17 protein-coding genes and 1 tRNA gene are annotated in these 19574 nt (G+C 43.9%); 10 read left to right on the top strand and 8 right to left on the bottom strand.

Features of this window, described 5'->3' with window-relative positions:
* Window positions 1-273: 273 nt before the first annotated feature.
* The 8 genes from L8106_RS29200 (at window position 274) to L8106_RS00605 (ending at window position 10121) form a co-directional block, all read left to right on the top strand.
* Complete coding sequence (locus L8106_RS29200) at window positions 274-1836, top strand: HEAT repeat domain-containing protein (protein WP_009782198.1); 1563 nt, start codon at window positions 274-276, stop codon at window positions 1834-1836.
* Window positions 1837-1963: 127 nt separating this feature from the next.
* Window positions 1964-2037: transfer RNA gene (locus tag L8106_RS00575), tRNA-Asp, on the top strand.
* Window positions 2038-2403: 366 nt separating this feature from the next.
* Window positions 2404-3846 carry a glutamate--tRNA ligase gene (gltX, locus tag L8106_RS00580; RefSeq protein ID WP_009782199.1) on the top strand — a complete coding sequence of 481 codons (1443 nt, stop codon included), beginning with the start codon at window positions 2404-2406 and terminating at the stop codon, window positions 3844-3846.
* A gap of 20 nt (window positions 3847-3866) precedes the next feature.
* On the top strand, window positions 3867-4733 hold the full coding sequence (locus L8106_RS31205) for a CAAD domain-containing protein (RefSeq protein ID WP_009782200.1): 867 nt from the start codon (window positions 3867-3869) through the stop codon (window positions 4731-4733).
* A gap of 364 nt (window positions 4734-5097) precedes the next feature.
* Window positions 5098-5601, top strand: coding sequence for a hypothetical protein (locus L8106_RS00590; RefSeq protein WP_009782201.1), 504 nt, complete (start codon window positions 5098-5100; stop codon window positions 5599-5601).
* 394 nt (window positions 5602-5995) lie between these two features.
* Entirely contained in the window at window positions 5996-8122 is a 2127-nt protein-coding gene (locus L8106_RS32715) for a choice-of-anchor K domain-containing protein (RefSeq protein ID WP_009782202.1), read from the top strand.
* A 34-nt stretch (window positions 8123-8156) separates the two neighbouring features.
* Window positions 8157-9023, top strand: a complete 867-nt coding sequence (locus L8106_RS00600; protein ID WP_009782203.1) for a hypothetical protein — start codon at window positions 8157-8159, stop codon at window positions 9021-9023.
* A 72-nt stretch (window positions 9024-9095) separates the two neighbouring features.
* Window positions 9096-10121 (top strand): choice-of-anchor K domain-containing protein, encoded by a 1026-nt coding sequence (locus tag L8106_RS00605; protein ID WP_009782204.1) that lies wholly within the window; start codon window positions 9096-9098, stop codon window positions 10119-10121.
* A 314-nt stretch (window positions 10122-10435) separates the two neighbouring features.
* On the opposite strand, the gene L8106_RS00610 is transcribed toward L8106_RS00605, so the two are convergent.
* The 8 genes from L8106_RS00610 to L8106_RS00650 form a co-directional block, all read right to left on the bottom strand.
* Window positions 10436-11707: an aspartate aminotransferase family protein gene (locus L8106_RS00610; protein WP_039895171.1), complete on the bottom strand. Its 1272-nt coding sequence runs from the start codon at window positions 11705-11707 to the stop codon at window positions 10436-10438.
* A gap of 624 nt (window positions 11708-12331) precedes the next feature.
* Window positions 12332-12859 (bottom strand): photosystem II cytochrome PsbV2, encoded by a 528-nt coding sequence (gene psbV2, locus L8106_RS00620; protein ID WP_009782207.1) that lies wholly within the window; start codon window positions 12857-12859, stop codon window positions 12332-12334.
* A 164-nt stretch (window positions 12860-13023) separates the two neighbouring features.
* Complete coding sequence (psbV, locus tag L8106_RS00625) at window positions 13024-13515, bottom strand: photosystem II cytochrome c-550 (protein WP_009782208.1); 492 nt, start codon at window positions 13513-13515, stop codon at window positions 13024-13026.
* A gap of 262 nt (window positions 13516-13777) precedes the next feature.
* Window positions 13778-13975: a hypothetical protein gene (locus L8106_RS00630; RefSeq protein ID WP_009782210.1), complete on the bottom strand. Its 198-nt coding sequence runs from the start codon at window positions 13973-13975 to the stop codon at window positions 13778-13780.
* 228 nt (window positions 13976-14203) lie between these two features.
* A complete protein-coding gene (gene accD / locus L8106_RS00635) occupies window positions 14204-15154 on the bottom strand; it encodes an acetyl-CoA carboxylase, carboxyltransferase subunit beta (protein ID WP_009782211.1) in 951 nt (316 codons plus the stop codon).
* A gap of 134 nt (window positions 15155-15288) precedes the next feature.
* Window positions 15289-15510: a DUF2007 domain-containing protein gene (locus L8106_RS00640; RefSeq protein ID WP_009782212.1), complete on the bottom strand. Its 222-nt coding sequence runs from the start codon at window positions 15508-15510 to the stop codon at window positions 15289-15291.
* Between the two features lie 197 nt (window positions 15511-15707).
* Window positions 15708-16529 (bottom strand): A24 family peptidase, encoded by an 822-nt coding sequence (locus L8106_RS00645; protein ID WP_009782214.1) that lies wholly within the window; start codon window positions 16527-16529, stop codon window positions 15708-15710.
* A gap of 16 nt (window positions 16530-16545) precedes the next feature.
* Window positions 16546-16803 (bottom strand): hypothetical protein, encoded by a 258-nt coding sequence (locus L8106_RS00650; protein ID WP_009782215.1) that lies wholly within the window; start codon window positions 16801-16803, stop codon window positions 16546-16548.
* A gap of 173 nt (window positions 16804-16976) precedes the next feature.
* Between L8106_RS00650 and L8106_RS00655 the strand changes: the two genes are divergently transcribed.
* Together L8106_RS00655 and L8106_RS29210 are read left to right on the top strand one after the other, a co-directional pair.
* Entirely contained in the window at window positions 16977-17555 is a 579-nt protein-coding gene (locus L8106_RS00655; protein ID WP_009782216.1) for a DUF3611 family protein, read from the top strand.
* A gap of 465 nt (window positions 17556-18020) precedes the next feature.
* Window positions 18021-19301 (top strand): RodZ family helix-turn-helix domain-containing protein, encoded by a 1281-nt coding sequence (locus tag L8106_RS29210; protein ID WP_009782218.1) that lies wholly within the window; start codon window positions 18021-18023, stop codon window positions 19299-19301.
* The last annotated feature ends 273 nt before the right edge of the window (window positions 19302-19574 follow it).

Below are 19574 nucleotides of genomic sequence, written 5' to 3' on the forward strand. Positions count from 1 at the left end.
GTTTCTTCTTAGACTGTCTTTCTTGAGATAATCTTAAGACAAAATCTTAAGTTATTGTGAATTGTATCAGAGTTTGGGTGCAGAGATGACATAGGAAGTCAGCGATCCTTGAAATTTGAGTTTTTTTCCCTCTAGAAGCCTGTTGCGAGTAATATCCGGGGATCTGTGACTGTTTCCGGTGAGGGTTGGCGATCGCTTGTCTCTCTTTAGCTGATTTATTCAACCTGCGGGTTTTGTATCATAGAGGTGAACCCATGCTCAAAATTCTCAACAATGGTAGATTGGTTAGCTTTGTGGGGAGTGACTCAGGCTGTCGGCTTTGTATTCAAACCCATTTTAGAAGACTTAGCAAAAGATACAGTCAAAGACTACGTTAAAGACTTTTTCAAAAGTTGTCTGTCAAACGTCTTACCCTTACCCAATAGTCAGCAAACAGAAAAACAGCAAGAAACACTAAAGATCGTCACCGGAAAGGCGATTACAGAATTTCTCAAACTGATTCAACAAGAACTCGAAGACGCAGATTTAGAATACATACAAATTCAACAATACAACTTATCGTTAGAAGAATTCATCAAAGATCAGCAGGTTGCAGAAGCATTAGGACAAGTCTTTATTGATCAAAATTCCCTGAATACAAAACTACTCAAAGAACGTTGGCAAAAGTTAGAAGTCGGCAAAAAATTTCTACCGAATGCGTTTAACTGGGAACAAGTCGCCAAGCGATATCAGAAAAAGGTTAAAGCAATTATTCAAGAAACGCCTGAACTGCGAGAAATCCTGAATTCTCAGAACTTAGAAAAATTAGCCGATGCTGTTCCCGTTCAGCCAGAATTTGATCTAATAAAATATCAAGAAGGTATCCGAGAACAATATGGAAACTTCAAGTTAGAAAGCCTCGATACAACAGGCTGTGCTTACAAAATCCTCAAATCTCGCGCCGAAACTGATGAAAATCCGTCCGTGCGACGTGCGACGGTGCTGGAACTCGCCCAAGGCTACAAAGATCACCCCGATACTCTGAGCATCCTCAAATCCCGCGCTATGACTGATGAAAATTGGGCTGTGCGACAAGCGGCGGTGCAGGAACTCGTCCGGGGTTACAAAGATCGCCCCGATACTCTGAGCATCCTCAAATTTCGGCTTGAGAATGACGAACATCTCGATGTGCGGCGGGCGGCGGTGCGGGAAATCGCTCGGGGCTACAAAGATCACCCCGAGACTCTGAGTATCCTCAAATCCCGTGCCGAGAATGATGAAAATTGGACTGTGCGACAAACGGCGGTGCGGGAAATCGCTCGGGGCTACAAAGATCACCCCGAGACTCTGAGTATCCTCAAAACCTGGGCTTACAATCATGATAAAAATCCGTCCGTGCGATGTGCGGCGGTGGAGGAACTCGGCCAAGGTTACACCGATCACCCCGAGACTCTGAACATCCTCAAATCCTGCGCTGAGAATGATGAAAGTTCGTCTGTGCGATATGTGGCGGTGGAGGAACTCGGCCAAGGTTACACCGATCACCCCGAGACTCTGAACATCCTCAAATCTCGCGCTGAGAATGATGAAAGTTCGTCTGTGCGATATGCGGCGGTGCAGGAATTAGCCCAAGGCTGGAAAGATGAACCCTCGATGTTTGAATTTCTACAAGATCGCGCTCTCCATGATCCCTTTAAACATGGACATGGATTCCAAAATAGCCCCAGAGAATTCGCGCTGAAAACTATTGTTAAAAACTATCCCAATCATCCTCAAACGTTGCCGCTGTTGCGCGATAGAGCCGAGAATGACCCCGATGAACAGTTAAGAACATGGGCAAACAAGCAGTTAGAGTAGTTCGAGAATAGATCGAGTCCTCAACCATAGACTGTCTAACTTCAGAGTCGGGCTGCAAAAAAAATCTAATTTAACCTCTTGACATCTTCAGAGATATTGTGCATAATAGAACTTGGTCAAAAAAATTGGGACTGTAGTTCAATTGGTTAGAGCACCGCCCTGTCACGGCGGAAGTTGCGGGTTCGAGCCCCGTCAGTCCCGTAAACAAGAAAGTCTTTATTAAAAAATCAATAACGCCTTCTGTTGTGTAAGCAGAGGTTAGGTTTTGTGTGGCAGAATTGCCCTTCAATTTTCTGCTGTCGTCGAACCCCAAATTAGATCACAGAGTTACAGAGCAGATTCAGGTTAAATCTACCGTTAGACAGGTTTTGTCGAAATTGACCTCAACTCAACAATCTTCAGCCAGAACTCGCCCCCTGAGTTGGTAAAATGAGATGGAGATCGAAGCGATCACTCCAGTCGCACCCAAGCAGGACGGTTGCTCCCCAATCGGCTTAGTCTCCGTCATTTTTGCCGTTTTATCGATTGAATTGCGCCTAAATCTAGAATTTACGTCATTAAATTAGTATGAGTGTCAGAGTTCGTCTTGCCCCCAGTCCAACCGGAAATCTTCATATTGGTACAGCGAGAACGGCTGTCTTTAATTGGCTATTTGCTCGCAACCAGGGCGGTAAGTTTATCTTGCGAATAGAAGACACCGATATCGAGCGATCGCGTCCAGAATACACCCAAAACATCCTCGATGGACTCCAGTGGTTAGGACTAGACTGGGATGAAGGCCCGTTTTTTCAGTCTAAACGTCTGGAACTCTACGCCGAAACGATTCAAACTTTACTCGATAAAGGATTAGCTTATCGCTGCTACTGCACATCAGAAGAACTAGAACAAATGCGAGAGGCTCAAAAAGCCAAAAACCAAGCCCCTCGTTATGATAACCGTCATCGGAACCTCACCCCCGAACAACAAGCTGCATTTGAAGCAGAAGGGCGCCAAGCGGTGATTCGTTTCAAAATAGACGATGAGCGCGAAATTGCTTGGAATGACTTGGTACGAGGTCGAGTGGTCTGGAAAGGGAACGATCTCGGGGGTGATATGGTCGTCGCCAGAGCATCGAGTACGAGTAAAATCGGTCAACCCCTTTATAACTTGGCGGTTGTCGCGGATGATATTGATATGGGAATTACTCATGTGATTCGCGGAGAAGACCACATTGCTAATACAGCTAAACAAATTCTGCTCTATGAAGCGTTTGAGGCTAAAATCCCGGAATTTTCCCATACACCGCTGATTTTAAATCAAGACGGGCGTAAACTCTCAAAACGAGACGGTGTAACTTCTATTTCTGATTTTCAACAGATGGGTTTCACCGCCCCTGCGTTAGCGAACTATATGAGTTTGTTGGGTTGGACTCCACCCGACTCGACTCAAGAAATTTTCTCCCTCAGTGAAGCGGCTCAACAGTTTGGTTTTGAACGGGTGAATAAAGCGGGCGCAAAATTTGACTGGGATAAGTTGGATTGGTTGAATAGCCAATATATCCATCAAATGCCTGTGGGAGAACTCACAGATTTGCTTATTCCTCAATGGCTTGAGGCTGGATATGAGTTTGATCCCGAAACGGATCGCCCTTGGTTAGAGACTCTTACGGCTTTGATTGGCCCGAGTTTAACTCGTCTCAAAGATGCCATTGCAGAAGCAAAATTGTTCTTTTCTCCCACTGTAGAACCAGACGAAGACGCTCAAGCTCAAATCCAACAAGAGGGAGCTTTAACAGTTCTGCAAGCGATTTATGACAAAGTAGATTTTGATCAACCCCTGACGACTGATGGCATCAAAGAAGTGATTAAAGTAGTCACCAAAGAAACCAAGTTGAAGAAAGGGCTAATTATGCGATCGCTAAGAGCTGCTTTAACGGGAGCAGTTCATGGCCCGGATTTAATTGAGTCGTGGATACTTCTTCATCAAAAAGGAGTTGATCGGGTTCGCTTTGAAAACATCTTGAATGGTTAATTTTTTCAGAGGCTAATATTATGACAGATTCTTCCAAATCCAAAAAACCTGATTCAAAAACATCGGGTGTCGGATTCCAAAAATTAGATAATGAGGCTGATTCAAAAACATCTGAGTCCTCTAATTCAGAAAAGTCCGCAGAACCGACGGATGCGAACAAAAAGCCGGAACCTGAAGTTCCCACTGAGTCTATCTCCATCTCTCCCGTCATCTCAGAGGAACCTGTAAAGGCGGAAACAAAGCCGGAAGTGGCACCGACACCCAAGCCGCCTGAACCGGAGCTAGAACCTATTAGTGCAACTCAGCCGAATGTTGAACCTCAGCCGGAACCTGTTAATGTGGTGAAGCCTCCGGCAGAAACCAAAGCTGAACCGATTAGTGCTTCGATGCACCCTCCTGAAGTTAAACCCGAACAAATGAATGCGCCCATGAATCCTCCCGAAGTTAACCCCGAACCGATTAATGTTGTCAAGCCTCCCGCAGAAACCAAAGCCGAACCCCCAACGACAGCACCGACTGTACCTGTGATTTCAGAAGCCCCTGAAACCGTAGAAACTTCTCAACTCGATGTCCAAGTCATTAAAGAGAAAGTTCTCCACTTTATTTCGGATCTACCTGAAATATTCAGTAATTTCTTTGGAGAATATCAACGTCCTCTCTGGACAGTGGTTGGACTTGTTCTGATTATTGTTACGATTAAAGCATTAGTCGGTGTATTGGATTCGATCAATGATGTTCCTTTGGTTGAGTCTACCTTAGAAATTGTCGGAATGGGATACTCAGGATGGTTTGTTTATCGCTATCTATTGCGTTCAGAAAATCGTCAAGAATTGCTGGCTAAGTTTCAATCTTGGAAAGCAGAATTTTTGGGTCAAGAAGATTCTTAAAAGGGTTTTCAGTCTCCAAGAAAATCGGAAAATTTTCAGTTGACGTTTCTAATTTCAATAGAGACAATGGAGACAATTAAAGATGGATCTCCAGATTGCTCTGAGTAAACAGTGAGAACCCATCGACTCGAAGTCATCGGTACACCGCCTTGAAAAGACGGTGCCTGCGATGACTCGATTCCCGAGTCACAGATTACTCCGCCGTAAAACGACGGAGCCTGCTGTGACCGTTGGTCAGAATTGATTCCCCTAGCTTTGGTTAGGGGAGTTTGGATTCTCAGGAATCAGGGTTTAGCTGAAATGAATTTAGGTCAAATTCTACTTCGTTAAAATTCTCCTCAAACTTACCCTTAACGGCTGATCAATGACAAAAGATCAAAAATTTAGTTTACTAGCGTTTGGAGCGATTTTTACGGTAACAGGGTTGTTACTTCATCTTCCCACACAGGCACAACCCTTGCAATATAAAACGACACCGATGTTTGAAAATGTCAAGCTGACTCCTGATTTTGCACCTGATCCGTTAACAGTTAGAGGTTTAAGTGGAGGGCCTATTTCTGCTCAAAATACCGCAGGTCGAGAAGAAACTCCGACTGGGGCTTGTATGGGTTTTGTGGATGAAAAACCGGATCACAAAATTGTGTTAACTGATTTTTTTAAGTATCTCAGTTTGCGAGTTCAAAGTAGTGAAGATACGGTGTTAGTCGTTCGAGGGCCAGGAGGGAGTTGGTGTAATGATGATTATCTAGATATGAACCCCGGAATAGAGGGTCAGTGGCTTTCAGGAACTTATGAAATTTGGGTCGGTTCCTATGAACCTGATAGTTATCATCCTTATGTCCTAGAAATTACACATCAACAACAATAAGGGATCAAGAGTATTGATTTTTGTTATTAGATAAAAACCTGATTATTTGTGAATGAATCCCAAAGGATTTAAAAATCAGTGGACTAAAAAAGGACATTTTGTAGTTCCAAAATTGTTAGATAGTTCTGCGGTTAATGAGCTAAAGTTAATCTGCGATTGCATTCGAGAGCGCTCTTTCATCTAGATATTCCGAGGGACAATTTCTTGGAGTAGGTTAGTCTAAACTCCAGTTATAAATAAATATTACAAAAACAATTTAACACTTGATTATCAGAGTTATACTTGGCGACAAGGAAGTAAACGGCTTTACGCAAAATGTTTCAAATCTTTGTTAGATAAATGAGTCGTTTATTTTAATTGTGTTCGTTTTTATGTAATTGTAGGAGAAAATTTGATGCCTCAATCTCCCAATCCCAATGTACCCCCTGGCGTGAATCCAGACCCAATACCAGTTCGCCCCCTCCCTCCAGTAGGAAACGAAAACCAGCTAACTCCGACTGGTGGACTTCCCCCTGGTGCTATATCCACCGCTATTCCCCTTAATTTAATAAGTGGTTTCCATGATGGGAGCAATCCTCCTGGTACTGTATCTAGCCCTACACGTTCTGTTCCGCCATTCGGTGGTAGTGTAAAAGCCAATACATCAGGGGTTTGGATATCAGTCAAAGATAAGGGTGATAAAGCAAAAAGCAACCTCACTGGAATTAATACCAATCAGGTTAATTGGGGAACGCCTTATAAACCAGATAATCCACAAGAGCGTCAAAGTGCTTACCAATTTGATGGCCTAACTCCAGCAACTTTAACCTTAGATGGAAAAGACTGTTTGTTGGGGACATTCACTCACTTTAACTATACGATTACAGGCGATTACAGCATCTCTCAGGCAATCCTCAAGCTAACTATCCAGATTCAGGGAGTCGGGACAAAAGAGTTTAATGTAACATTCAACCACAATGAAACTCCCAATAAACCTGGACCTGTTCCAGATAAGGTTTCTATTCCAGAAATTTCAGCCACACAAGAAGTCACCATTCAAGGAAAAGCCTACGCACTGACCATCACGGGCTTTTTACAGAATGAGAAAGTCACGAGAAATTTCATAACGGAAGAAAGTAAAGATAATAAAGCCGAAATTTATTGCAAGTTGGTGTTAATTGAGGAACCAGTACAACCAGTTTCCCCTCCAGTTACTCCTACGTGCTATCTCATTGTTCTTCCCTCTTGTCCTTGTCCACCGCCTCAACCCCCAGTATCGCCAATTTTCGTGATTTATCCACCAACAGGTGTGATTCCGGGAGGACAAACTGGACCGACTGTAATTCCGGGAGGACAAATCGGACCGACTGTAATTCCGGGAGGACAAATCGGACCGACTGTAATTCCGGGAGGACAAATCGGACCGACTGTGATTCCGGGAGGACAAACTGGACCGACTGTGATTCCGGGAAGACAAATCGGACCAACTGTGATTCCGGGAGGACAAACTGGACCGACTGTGATTCCGGGAAGACAAATCGGACCGACTATCATTCCAGGACAACAAACTGGCCCGACTGTGATTCCGGGAAGACAAATTGGACCGACTATCATTCCAGGACAACAAACTGGCCCAACTGTGATTCCGGGAAGACAAATCGGACCGACTATCATTCCAGGGCAACAAACTGGACCAACTGTGATTCCGGGAAGACAAATCGGACCGACTATCATTCCAGGACAACAAACTGGACCAACTGTGATTCCGGGAAGACAAATCGGACCGACTATCATTCCAGGACAACAAACTGGACCAACTGTGATTCCGGGAAGACAAATCGGACCGACTATCATTCCAGGGCAACAAACTGGCCCAACTGTGATTCCGGGACAACAAACCGGACCGACTGTGATTCAAGGGGGACAAACCGGAACAACCATAACGCAACAAACATCATTCATCACATTTTCTATCAGCAGTTTCGGAATTTGGTTAAATGTGGTCGAAGAATTGGCGGGTTATGCCTATTTAACTGGAATTGGAACTAATCAAATCAGTTGGGGAATTTCTACTGGTCAAGGCGGTCAAAGTTCCTATTTCTTTCAAGGTATTACAACAACCTCTATTTCCTTAGATGGTTCTTACTTTACATTAGGAACATTTACTCACTATAACTACCCAGTTACGGGTTATAGTATCCGTTCTGCTACCTTGCAGCTAACAGTTAATATTAATGGAGTTGAGGTTAACTTTAGCTTCCAGTTTAACCATAATGAGACTCCCAACGCAGGGAGTAATGGAACCTGTCCTCTAACTCCTGGATTTCCTCCGCCTTGTCCTGATATTGTTTCAATTAGTAATAGTTACTCTCAAGAACTGATAACCATTAACGAAAAACAATACGCTTTATGCGTTGTTGGTTTTATCCAAAACAATCAAATTGAGAGTCAATTCATTACCTTTGAAAATCAAGTGAATGTTGCTGAACTTCTCTGTCAATTTGTAGAAGTTAACAACCCTTCTGCTCCTGCTGCTGCTTAGATAATGACTCTACTCAATTTACTTTGTTACCACTATGTCTGAAACAACTCTTATTTCCGAGAGTAAGCAGGTTTTAACTGCCGGCTTAAAGTTATTTGTTGACCCTAATGGCTCTGATGAAACAGGTCAAGGGACGGAAAATAATCCCTTTGCCACGATTGACTATGCTGTGGTTTGGGCAAATAGTAACTACGACTTTAGCGAAAAATTTGATCTCCTCGTATCAGTTGCACCCGGAACTTACGATGCTGTTCAAATCTATGGTCATAATGCACGACAAGTAGAAATTGTTGGTTCTCCCGATAATCCTGGATCTGTTCAAATCAAACCCATTCGAGTAGAAATTTTTGGTTCTCCCGATAATCCTGGATCTGTTCAAATCAAACCCTTTCGAGAAGATGCGGACTTTGGACTCGCCGTAAGTTTTTATTCTTCTGTAATTGTGAGAGGATTAACTCTTGCATCTGTTAATGTCACAGGTTTCTCAAACCTCGAAATTGAAAACTGTCATCTGTCTCCCTCAACAGCTTCTCCCTCATTGGTCTTTTGCAGTGACCACAGCACAGTTGTCCTGGAATCAGCCTTGGTGAAAGCAGGAAAGATTGGCAATGAACAAAACAGTTCGTGTTATAAATGTGAGCTTCATTCTCACGTTGAAGTAGCCGAAGTTGACTATGAAGCTAATGTCGAGTGTGGAATTTTTTGTGATGCTCGATTTTTTGCTTCTATTAGTCTTGAGGCAGATATGGACACCAAAAATAATGTCAAAGCTATGCGGCTTGCTCGTGCTATTGCTAAAAGTATTATCTGTGATGTGGATTTCTTCCCTGAAAAAGGAACTCAGCCGAACATCGTCAATTTAGGAGGAGAAATTGGCACAATACCAGATGATCAACTCTAGAAACTTCTCTTGCTGAAGTCTCTAAGATACAGTTAACAATTTCAGTCATTAATTCAGGAGAAAGTTATTATTATGGGTTGCCGTAAAAGACGACGCAGTTGTCGAAGAAAATGTCCAAAACCTTGCGGACCTTGTGGCGGTGGAAATGATTGTAAACCACCGGTAAAGCCAACAATAGATCCACCAAAAGAACCGGAAACAGGAGGATCAGGATCTTCTGCAACGTCACAGTCAATCCCTCAAATTATATTCATTAGTTATCCAGGCTGTTGTCATTCAGGTTATACAACAACAGGACAATCTGGGTATGTAATACCAGGACAATCTGGATATGTGATTCCGGGGCAATCTGGATATGTGATTCCGGGGCAATCTGGGTATGTAATACCAGGACAATCTGGTTATGGAATTTCGGGGCAATCTGGGTATGGGATTTCGGGACAATCTGGATACCTCACACAACAGATATCATCCTTTTCAATTAGCACTGTAGGGATTTGGTTAGTGAGCCAAGAGTTCTCTAGTTATGGCTATGTAACAGGAGTGGGAACTAATCAGCTTAGTTGGGGAGTACCAGTCTATCAAGGATATCAAAGTTCTTATTACTTTGAGGGTATTACCACAGCTTCCATTTCTTTAGATGGTTCTGACTTTATATTAGGAACATTGACTCACTATCACTACCCAATTAGTAGTTCTGCTATGAATTCTGTCACATTGCAGCTAACAGTTAACATCAACTCTATTAATGTTAACTTCTGCTTTGAGTTGAGCTACAATAACGTCTGCATTGACCCGGTAATGAACATAGTTCGTCCTCCTCAAATTTCTGAGGTTAGTCAATCTCAACCTTCTGGGGTCAGCCAATCTTCTGTGGCTAGTCAATCTCAAACTCCTGGGGCTAGTCAATCTCTTCCTCCTGATATTGTGTCTATTCGTAATACTCAGTCTCAAGAGACTGTAATAATCGATGGAAAACAATATGCTTTAAGTCTTTCTGGTTTCTTCCAAAATAATCAGATTGAACTTGGATTTAAGACTTGGCCTAATCAAGTGAACGCTGTTCAACTGATCGGAAAATTTGTAGAAGTTCAATAGCATTGCTCCCTCTGCTGCTGCTCTTAGATAATGGCTCTACTCAATTTACTTTGTTACCACTATGTCTGAAACAACTCTTATTTCCGAGAGTAAGCAGGTTTTAACTGCCAGCTTAAAGTTATTTGTTGACCCAAATGGCTTTATAGTCTGATTCATTGAGACAACTTGTTGTTGAGTTATGGTTGACTAGCCAGACTCAGCAAGCATTGTTATATTTCCCGTTAAGAGGGATCATCCCTGTTTTGTAGCACAATGAAATCCAAGAATAGAAAAGGGCGCAAACCACAGCGCCCCTACGATGTTTTTAACTAAAATTACTTAGATTCAAGCAATTTTGACAGGGCTGTTTTTAGCATTTTAACAGCTTGATTAACTTCAGCTTCTGTAACAATTAAAGGGGGAACAAACCGCACCACTTTCGGGCCAGCCGGAACCAACAGTAAACCTTCTTCCATCGCTGCTTTGACGATTTCAATCGAAGTTAATTCGGCTTCTGCATTCAGTTCCAAACCATTAATTAAACCCCAACCTCGGACATCTACAATTAAGTCAGGATGTTGAGTTGCGATCGCCTGAAGTTGACTGCGAAGTTGTTCACCCCGGCGTTGAACATTCTCCAAAAGATTCTGCTGTTCAATCGTTTGACAAACACACAGCGCAACCGCACAAGCAAAGGGATTTCCGCCAAAGGTACTCGCATGATTCCCCGGTTCAAACACATCGCAAAACGACTTACAAAGCATCGCCCCGATAGGAATACCGCCACCAAGTCCTTTCGCAGAAGTGAAAATATCCGGTTCAATTCCCAGATTTTCATATCCCCAGAGTTTACCACTACGACCCATTCCCACCTGCACTTCATCCAGAATTAACAAAATGCCTTTTTCGGTGCAGATTTCCCGAACTCTTTGGAAATAAGCCAAATCTCCCGGACGAACTCCCCCTTCACCTTGCAGTGCTTCGAGCATAATTGCCGAGACTCGACGTTCATGACTATCAAGTTCAGCAATGGTGGTTTCTAGGGCAGTAATATCGTTGTAAGGTACATAAGCAAACCCCGGAACAAGGGGGCTAAAGCCTTTTTGATATTTAGGTTGTCCAGTGGCGGTAATCGTTGCTAAGGTGCGACCATGAAAGCTAGCATGAGCTGTGATGATCACGGGGTCAGCAATATTTAACTTGTCGTGAGCGTACTTACGAGCGAGTTTAATCGCCCCTTCATTCGCTTCGGCACCCGAGTTACAAAAGAAGACTTTATCAGCGCAAGAATGAGCGGTGAGCCAAGTCGCGAGTTCTCCTTGGGGGGGAACATAATACAAGTTGGAGACATGATGCAGCGTCTTTATCTGCCGGGTAACGGTATCAATAAACGCCGGATGAGCGTGTCCAAGCGTGCAAGTTGCAATTCCCGCTACAAAGTCCAAATATTCTCGTCCATCCGTATCCCAAAGGCGACACCCCTCACCTCGTTCTAGGGCAAGGGGAAAACGTCCATAGGTATTCATCACATGAGCGTTAAACTCATCTGGACTGAAGGGCGTTGTGTTGGTCGTTCTAGAGTCTTTAAATAGTGTCTTTAAGATCACAGTGAACTCCTAAACCTTAGCTTTAGTTTCTATCCTGACCTTGATTTTAGGCGAAAAATTTAGATTAGGGGCGTCACAAATGATTTGACATACTCCCCATTTCTAAAGAAAGGGGATTCTCCAAGCCTCACGGCTTTGGATTACTGATTCATTGACAACCCTTACAGCAAGCTAGTTTCCTAACCTACTCCAGAGGGGTTCGTCTCCCCAGTCGTTCATCCCATTTCAGAGATAGTTTCGGTATGCCCTACCGTACTTGAGAAAAAAATGCTTGATTCTCTGTACTTGGTGCTTTAAGGTTTTATATGGCCAAAGCATTCCTGGCAAGAACCCCGTACCTTAAGTTTTCAAGGTTCATTGCATCGATTAGATGCTGGGTTTTTAAACTGGTTGAATACCCTGCCAGTAGAGTTATTATAGCATTAGAAAGAGCCTTATATCCCCATACCTGAAGGTAGGGGCGTGTGCGGCAATTTTTGGTAAAATGCTTAAGATCGTTAACATTCACTGACACGTTTACATTAATGTCGGTGGGTAATCTGTCTGTTTTCTGCCGTTTTTGGGGATCATTTCCGGTCAAGACGAGAACCAGCGACCCAGAGATTAAAAGGCTATATTCCAAATCTACATTCTAAATTCAGGGGGGAGTTCGTTGGCTTCCTGCGTTTTTCCCCAACCGGGTGCCGCTTGCGCCGAACGAATAATATAAGCGGCTAACTTCTCAGCTTGCACTTGAGACATCCAACTTTCTGAAATTTGACGACACCAATAGTTGGTATCGCTGCCATCAAAGCTGAGTGGATATCGAAAATAACTCACGAGATTTTTAATATTATCACGAGCCGGAGTCGCGGCTTTCAAATCTTCGAGAGATAAAGAGACAGTCGGGTAAGGAATGTTAACACCCCCGGCGTGACAGTTGAGACAACTCGCCTCAAACAGCATTTTACCTGTATTAATATCTTCCGGCAAAAATTGCTGAGTATGACCTTGATTATCGGCCGGAATTTCGACAGGTTGACTCGCTAAATAGCGACGGACATAGGGATCAACACCATCTGCTAAAACCGGAGAATGAACGGCAAAAACCCCGAGTCCAATCCCTAAAAAAACGACTAAGAAGTTGAAAAATTTTTGAATTATAAATCGCATTGAGTGTTAATTAAATTTAGTTTTTCCTAAAAAATTATATCGTTCAGACTTCAGACTTTAGACTTTAGATCAGCCAACCTTTCCCCAAAATCATGCAATCCTTTGTAGAAAAGCAAGCTACCTCTAAAACCCAAAATCCGAAGTCCAAAACCCGGTTATGTTATTTAACGCAGGTATTTACCACCGCCCCACTGTTCTCCCCGAATTTTGGGTTCAAGCAGAATATAACCCGCAATAGAGTACAGATCATCCTCAGTGAGATTTCTCATCTTTGGATAAAGATCTGAACTCTTGGTACTCGGATGTAGTTCTGAAATTTCGTAAAACCCATCATAGGTCGTGGGATTTTGCATATAGTCTATCAAAGCCCCAATATTATTGCGAGAAGGAACAGCACCTTCAAGGGATTGGGGACTTAAGTTGACATCAGGATTCGTTTTAGTTACACCTAACGCATGACATTGAGCGCAAGCATAGTTAAACAGTTGTTTACCCTGTTTAATCTCTTTTAAACTCAGAACAGTTGGCTCCCCTTGTTCGTTGAGGGGAAATGTCCGTAGGTCTTCTGTTAGTTCGATAGCGTTGGCACTATTGACAAACATTTGAAACGTGAAAAATACAGTGGCTACAGCCAGCCAAATGTATCTTTTGAGCATAATTCTCCTTAACCTTGTGCTAGTTATGGAACCTTGTAATACAAATCGACTCATTTGAAAGTGTTGGTATTGTCTCAATCGTTTGATCAGAAACACCCAACAATCGAATGTCATGGATCAATCATCCTCTAGGATGTCTCTTTGGTCAAAAGTTTTGATCACAGTTCGTTGATTGGCTCTCGGATGGCCTGTTGATCCGATTTTCTCCCCCCAAGTTACCATCGCTTGTTCTCTCCCCAAAATTTGTGAGTTGAGCTGCGTGTTAATCTGGCGTTGTCGAATCTTGTTGTTGACGAGAGGCGATAATTTTTGACATGATCGCCTTAGCATCCTCCAAAGCCAAACGGGTTTGAGGATGTTTATAAGCAATTCCCAACTGATCACAAAGATTGAGTACCGCTTCTACCGGGAGATTGTAATCTTCGGCAATTTCTGTGATGGACAGGTCTGCAAAACCCATGAGATTTGGTTCCAACAGATTTTAATCAAACTAATTATAGGAAGTCTTGGTAACTCTGAAAACCTACTTGATCGCTTAAACTGAGACTTCACGCCTTTGAGCGTTCAATTTAGCGGTCATTTCCTAGATATATTTACTCAATACCTAGTCCAAATCCTCGGGTAAATTCCTCTTATTGACAACAATCTCATTCAACCTCTATCGACTGTCCCGGCTGAACTGAGTGCTTTAAGCATCGGTACTGATAGAATTGACTTCACGATGGCGGGAACTTACAGGTGTCGTTTCTACATGACTCGCGACAAAATGAGAGGATTTTTGCGGAAGACGGTGAAGACGAATCAATTGAGCTAACGTTTTTTTAAGCTGAGGACGAGGAACAATCTGATCGACAAAGCCATGAGCTAGCAGGTACTCAGAAGTCTGAAAATTATCAGGAAGCTTTTCTCTAAGGGTTTGTTCGATCACCCGTCGTCCCGCAAAACCAATCGTCGCCTTGGGTTCAGCGAGAATAATATCCCCAAGCATCGCAAAACTCGCAGTGACTCCTCCGGTTGTCGGATGGGTTAAAACAGGGATATAGAGTTGTTTGGCGAGTCGGTGATGCTCTAAGGCTCCCGAAATTTTCGCCATCTGCATCAAACTCAACATCCCCTCTTGCATTCTTGCGCCTCCCGAAGCACAAATAATAATTACGGGATATCGCTCTTGGGTGGCGTGTTCGATCAAACGGGTGAGTTTTTCTCCCACCACTGACCCCATACTTCCCCCCATAAACTGGAAGTCCATCACCCCTAGAGCCACAGGTTCACCCTCAACTAAACCCATCCCCGTTTGTACCGCGTCGGTTTGGCCTGTTTTTTCACGATAATCTCGCAGGCGATCGCTATAAGACTTGCGATCATAGAATTTGAGGGCATCAATCGCGTACAATCTAGCATTGAGCGGCATCCAAGTTTGAGGATCAATGATCTGTTGAATGCGTTCGTTGCTGTTAACGGGCATATGATGACCGCATTCTAGACAAACCTGTAGATTTACTTGTAGATCTTTGGTGTAGGTCAATGCACCACAGTGAGAACACTTTACCCAAAGTCCATCCGCTATTTCCCGCTCTTGTCGATCCCGACCAATCGGAACAGATTTTTGTCGATTTGCAAACCAATCAAATAGAGACATTAATTAAAAAAGTATTTTCGGTTAGATGTTTGATCTCAAGCCTGAGGCTTTCTGAATTTGTCAGTTTACCTCATTTTTCTGTCTAAAATATCATCTATAATATAACGATCTGTTTCCTGAAAATGTTTCTTGATTCAATCTGCTGACTCTAATTCCTCCTCAATCGGACTGAGCAGCAAACGAGCCGACCACTGATGTGCTGACTGAACTTGCAGTGCTGCCGGACTCCCCATACCCATATAAGAAGTTAAGCCCAAGTCTACAATCCGAGCCGGAATGTCGTGAGCGGCTAACACTTGTTCCATCAACTCAGCTTCCCATCGCATTGCTGTTGTTCTTAGGGTAATCCAAGACATAAAGAGTTTACTCCCTTACAAGACCCAGGGCTGTTTCAGAAGTCGTGAGGTCAGAAGTTAGAACTGTTTCCCCACCTCCCCATCTCCCGATCTCCCCCAACGGGATAGCCACTCCCCACCTCCCCACCTCCCCACCTCCCCATCTCCCCATCTCCTCACTCATCAAAATTTTAGAGCGAGAATGAAACAGCTTTCCCTTACAAAACCGGGAAAAACAGGTTTAAGTAAGCATCTAGTATTGTCTCACCCCAGAGGGCGGTTAGACCAGCAGCGATCGATAAAAAAGGGCCAAATGGCATCGGTTGTCGCCGATCTAACCAACCCAATGCGATCGCCCCACCGCCTACAAATGCACCAAGCACACAAGCGATAAATCCCGCCAGCAGCAAATATTTCCAGCCGAGCCAAGCGCCCATCAAAGCGGCTAATTTACTATCTCCAGCCCCCATCGCCGTTTGTCCTAAAGCTAGCGATCCGACTAAAGCAATGATATCTAATAACCATAACCCCAAAACCGCTCCGACTATCCCACCCATCAGAGAACGACTCACCGCCGCCGAGTTCCATCCTTGTTCAGCAGCTTGAGCCATTTGAAAACCGAGTCCGACAACTAAGCCGGATTGGGTCAGACCATTGGGTAAAGTCAGGGTATCGAGATCGATCAACGCCAAAGCCACTAACCAACTCAATAATGCCCAGTATCCGACAATTTCCACAGGTGTCGAAGCATTCCACAAGACCCCTAAAAACAGTAAGCCTGTGGCGGCTTCTACAAGGGGATAGCGCGTAGAAATCGGAGCATGACAATGTTTACAGCGCCCTCGTAGCCATAACCAACCCGCTACCGGAACATTTTCAAACGGACTCAGGCGAGTCAAACAATGCGGACAGCGCGAAGGGGGATAAAGCAGGGACAAACCCGCCGGAATTCTATAAATCACAACATTGAGGAAGCTACCAATCGAAGCTCCCAAAACAAATACAATTAAGTTAATCAGCCCCGTCAGTACAATATCCATGTTTGATCAATGCGTTCTAAGACAGTTCAGAGTCAATGTTCTCAACCGCAATAAACTGTTCTCCGGGTAACAAAATCGGTCGGGAGGAGAAAATCAACCAACTCTGATCAGTCAGGGGGTTAACAATCACGCCCGCAGGTCGTCGCATTTGTCTGACGTGAACCTGAAGATAAGCCCGGTAAACTTGTCGAGCAGCTCGTAATAAATCAGGATCGAGCCAGTTTTGATCAGATTGAGGAGTCAGGAGACGCTCAGGTTCTCGCTCTCGAAGCATAGATCACAGAATACTATTCCCAGTGTTAATCTGTTAGACAAGAGTGACAAGTTTTATAATTAGCAATTATCATAGGACTATTTTCAATTATCCTGATAAAGAGTGTTTGACTGCATTGGGGTCTTGATTTTTCCCCAGAGTTCAATTCGTTTATATTCCATTTTTCTAAGCCAATGTCCAATCAATCTGACTCTTCACCGCAATCCCCAGCCGTGCGCCGAGTCGCCTTTTCACTACGTCGAGCGGGTTGGATTAGTTTTTGGATTCAATTAGTGCTAGCTGTTGTTTCTGGCATCATTCTGTTATTTGCAATTTTAGTCGCGAATCAAAGTCCGACTCAAGGTGGAAGTTCAGGAGTAGAAGGAGGATTACTGTTTGCTTTTGCAGGTCTGGGGGTATTGGGGTTTAGTACCTATCGTGCTTTTTATCATACCCGCTTGAGTCAACAACTGCGTGGCCCCCAGCCGGGGCGGCCAAGTCGCGGCGAAACTATGAAGCAAATGCGGGTGAGTTTAATTGCCAATATGGTCGGAATGCTCCTGACTTTATTGGGAGCCGAAGCAATTAATGGGATTTTGTTGGCAAAGGCAGTGTCTCAACCTCGGGGGATTTTAGAAGCTTCTGTAAATGTGCGGGACTTTGTTCAACCCCTGGATATTTTTATTGTTCTGGCCAATACCCATACGATTGTGGCTCATTTTGTCGGAATTCTCAGTGCAATCTGGTTAATTGAACAAATCTACAAAGAGTGATGGAGTGTTCCTCAACCCCGGTTCTAGTCATGGCCGTGCGCGTTGCCCTAAACTTGATTTGTTGGGAGGTCGGGAGGTCGGGAGGTCGGGAGGTCGGGAGGTCGGGAGGTCGGGAGGTCGGGAGGTTGGGAGGTTGGGAGGATGTCAACTTAAAAAAATACCTCTCCCCATCACCCCATCACCCTCGGCAATTTTTAATTGAGAATGAAACAGCCCTGCGGTTCTGGTGGGCAGATTAACCCACAGGGACGATTGTGCAGCACAAATCAGCTCAGGCTGACAAACTTGAATCAGTTTCAAGTCAACGTGAAGAATCCTGAGCCAACCGTCCCTATTTTTTTTGTTCTCTGTCTCCGGGACTCCCTATTTCTTCTATAATGGTGGTGTCCTCATCCGGAATTAAGAGCAAGTAATAGAAGATGTGACTCAGATGGTATTGTACTGAGTAACAACAAACTATTCAATATGGAACTAAACTCCTTAGTTGGCGTCGGCCTCGCAGAGCCGAACATTGTTGAAGTATCACCAGAACGCTTGAGATCGCTTTTAGGTCAAATCGAGACTGAACTGCACCACAGTCAAGTCTACCAGATTGCTCTTGCTAATCTGCAAAAAGTTCTAGGAGATTCAGCCCCAAAGGGCGAGATTCTGATCAAGGCTGTCGGTCGGGAAGCGATTCAACTGGCTCTTAAGCAAATATTAATTCACCAGTCTCAAACTATAGTACAAACTGTTCCAAAAGACAACTCTAGTTCCAATGGTTCTAGTTCCGATGGTTCTAGTTCCGATGGTTCTAGTTCCGATGGTTCTAGTTCCGATGGTTCTAGTTCCGATGGTTCTAGTTCCGATGGTTCTAGTTCCGATGGTTCTAATGGAGTCAATTCTTCCGCTCACGCTGAGGACATCGCCTCCTCAATGCTAGAAGTTGCGGCTGTCTCTCCGAGTAAAGCGGTTAATGATGCGGCTTCTCGAGAAGTACAATCATTGTCTGTAACTGCTCAATTGGATGAAACTTCATCTGAGGCGCAAACCTTTGACTCAGACTCAGTAGAGGATTCATCACCTCAGAAACCGAAAAAACGCCAAAAAAGACTCACAAAAGCAGAGTTAGTCGCCCAATCCATCCAAAAACGCGAAGCCAGTTTGCGTCAGGTGGGTCAAGAATTGCGACAAGCCCGTGAAGCCCTTTCAGTGTCTTTAACTCAGCTTCATCGTCAAACCCTGGTTCCTCTGTCTCACCTGCGGGCGTTGGAAACGGGTGAAATTGACCAACTCCCAGAAGATGTTTACCTGCGGGGATTTATTTGTCGTTTGGGGAATGCTTTGGGACTGAATGGAACAGCAATGGCGGCTTCAATTCCCACCCCTGATCCCTTACAACATCTGGTTCCCACTTGGTCAAAGGCTGAACTTGATTCTAATTTTTATCTCAATTCGGTTCATCTTTATCTAGGTTATGCTGCAATTTTAGCGGGGTCATTAGGAGGAATTGCTTGGCTGTCTCAACAGTCTGCACCGGAAACGAGTATTCCCCCAGAAATGCAAAAACTGCTGCAAGAAAATGGGCCTCAGTCTCGTCAACACCAGTCTGAAACTGATGCTGCATCGACGCCTGGTTTAGAGTCTTCTAGTGAAATGGGTGTGGTTTTGGGAGCCGATATTGCGCCTCCAGAAGCGATGGATACAGACTGGGTACCCCAGGAAATGACCAGTATCGGGTTTGGTAGTTATCAACCTGAAGGATAAGGGGGAGTATGGGGAAGTTTCTTCTCCCCCTATTTTTGGGTACTATTTAAGCGATTAATTAGAGTGTTGAATTATTATTTAAACTATACTGACAGGAGAAAGGACTGTATAGAACCAGAAACTACTGATATCTAACTCAATAATTTCTAAGGCTTTTCCATTGAAGCATTTCTCTCTGTCAATCGGCTACCTAGAACATTCTACTTTTGAGCCGGGGTCAAACTATATACATAATTACTGAATTTTGTCAATAGATAAAAACTGTAGGAGAAA

The sequence above is a fragment of the Lyngbya sp. PCC 8106 genome (assembly GCF_000169095.1).
GTDB lineage: Bacteria > Cyanobacteriota > Cyanobacteriia > Cyanobacteriales > Microcoleaceae > Capilliphycus.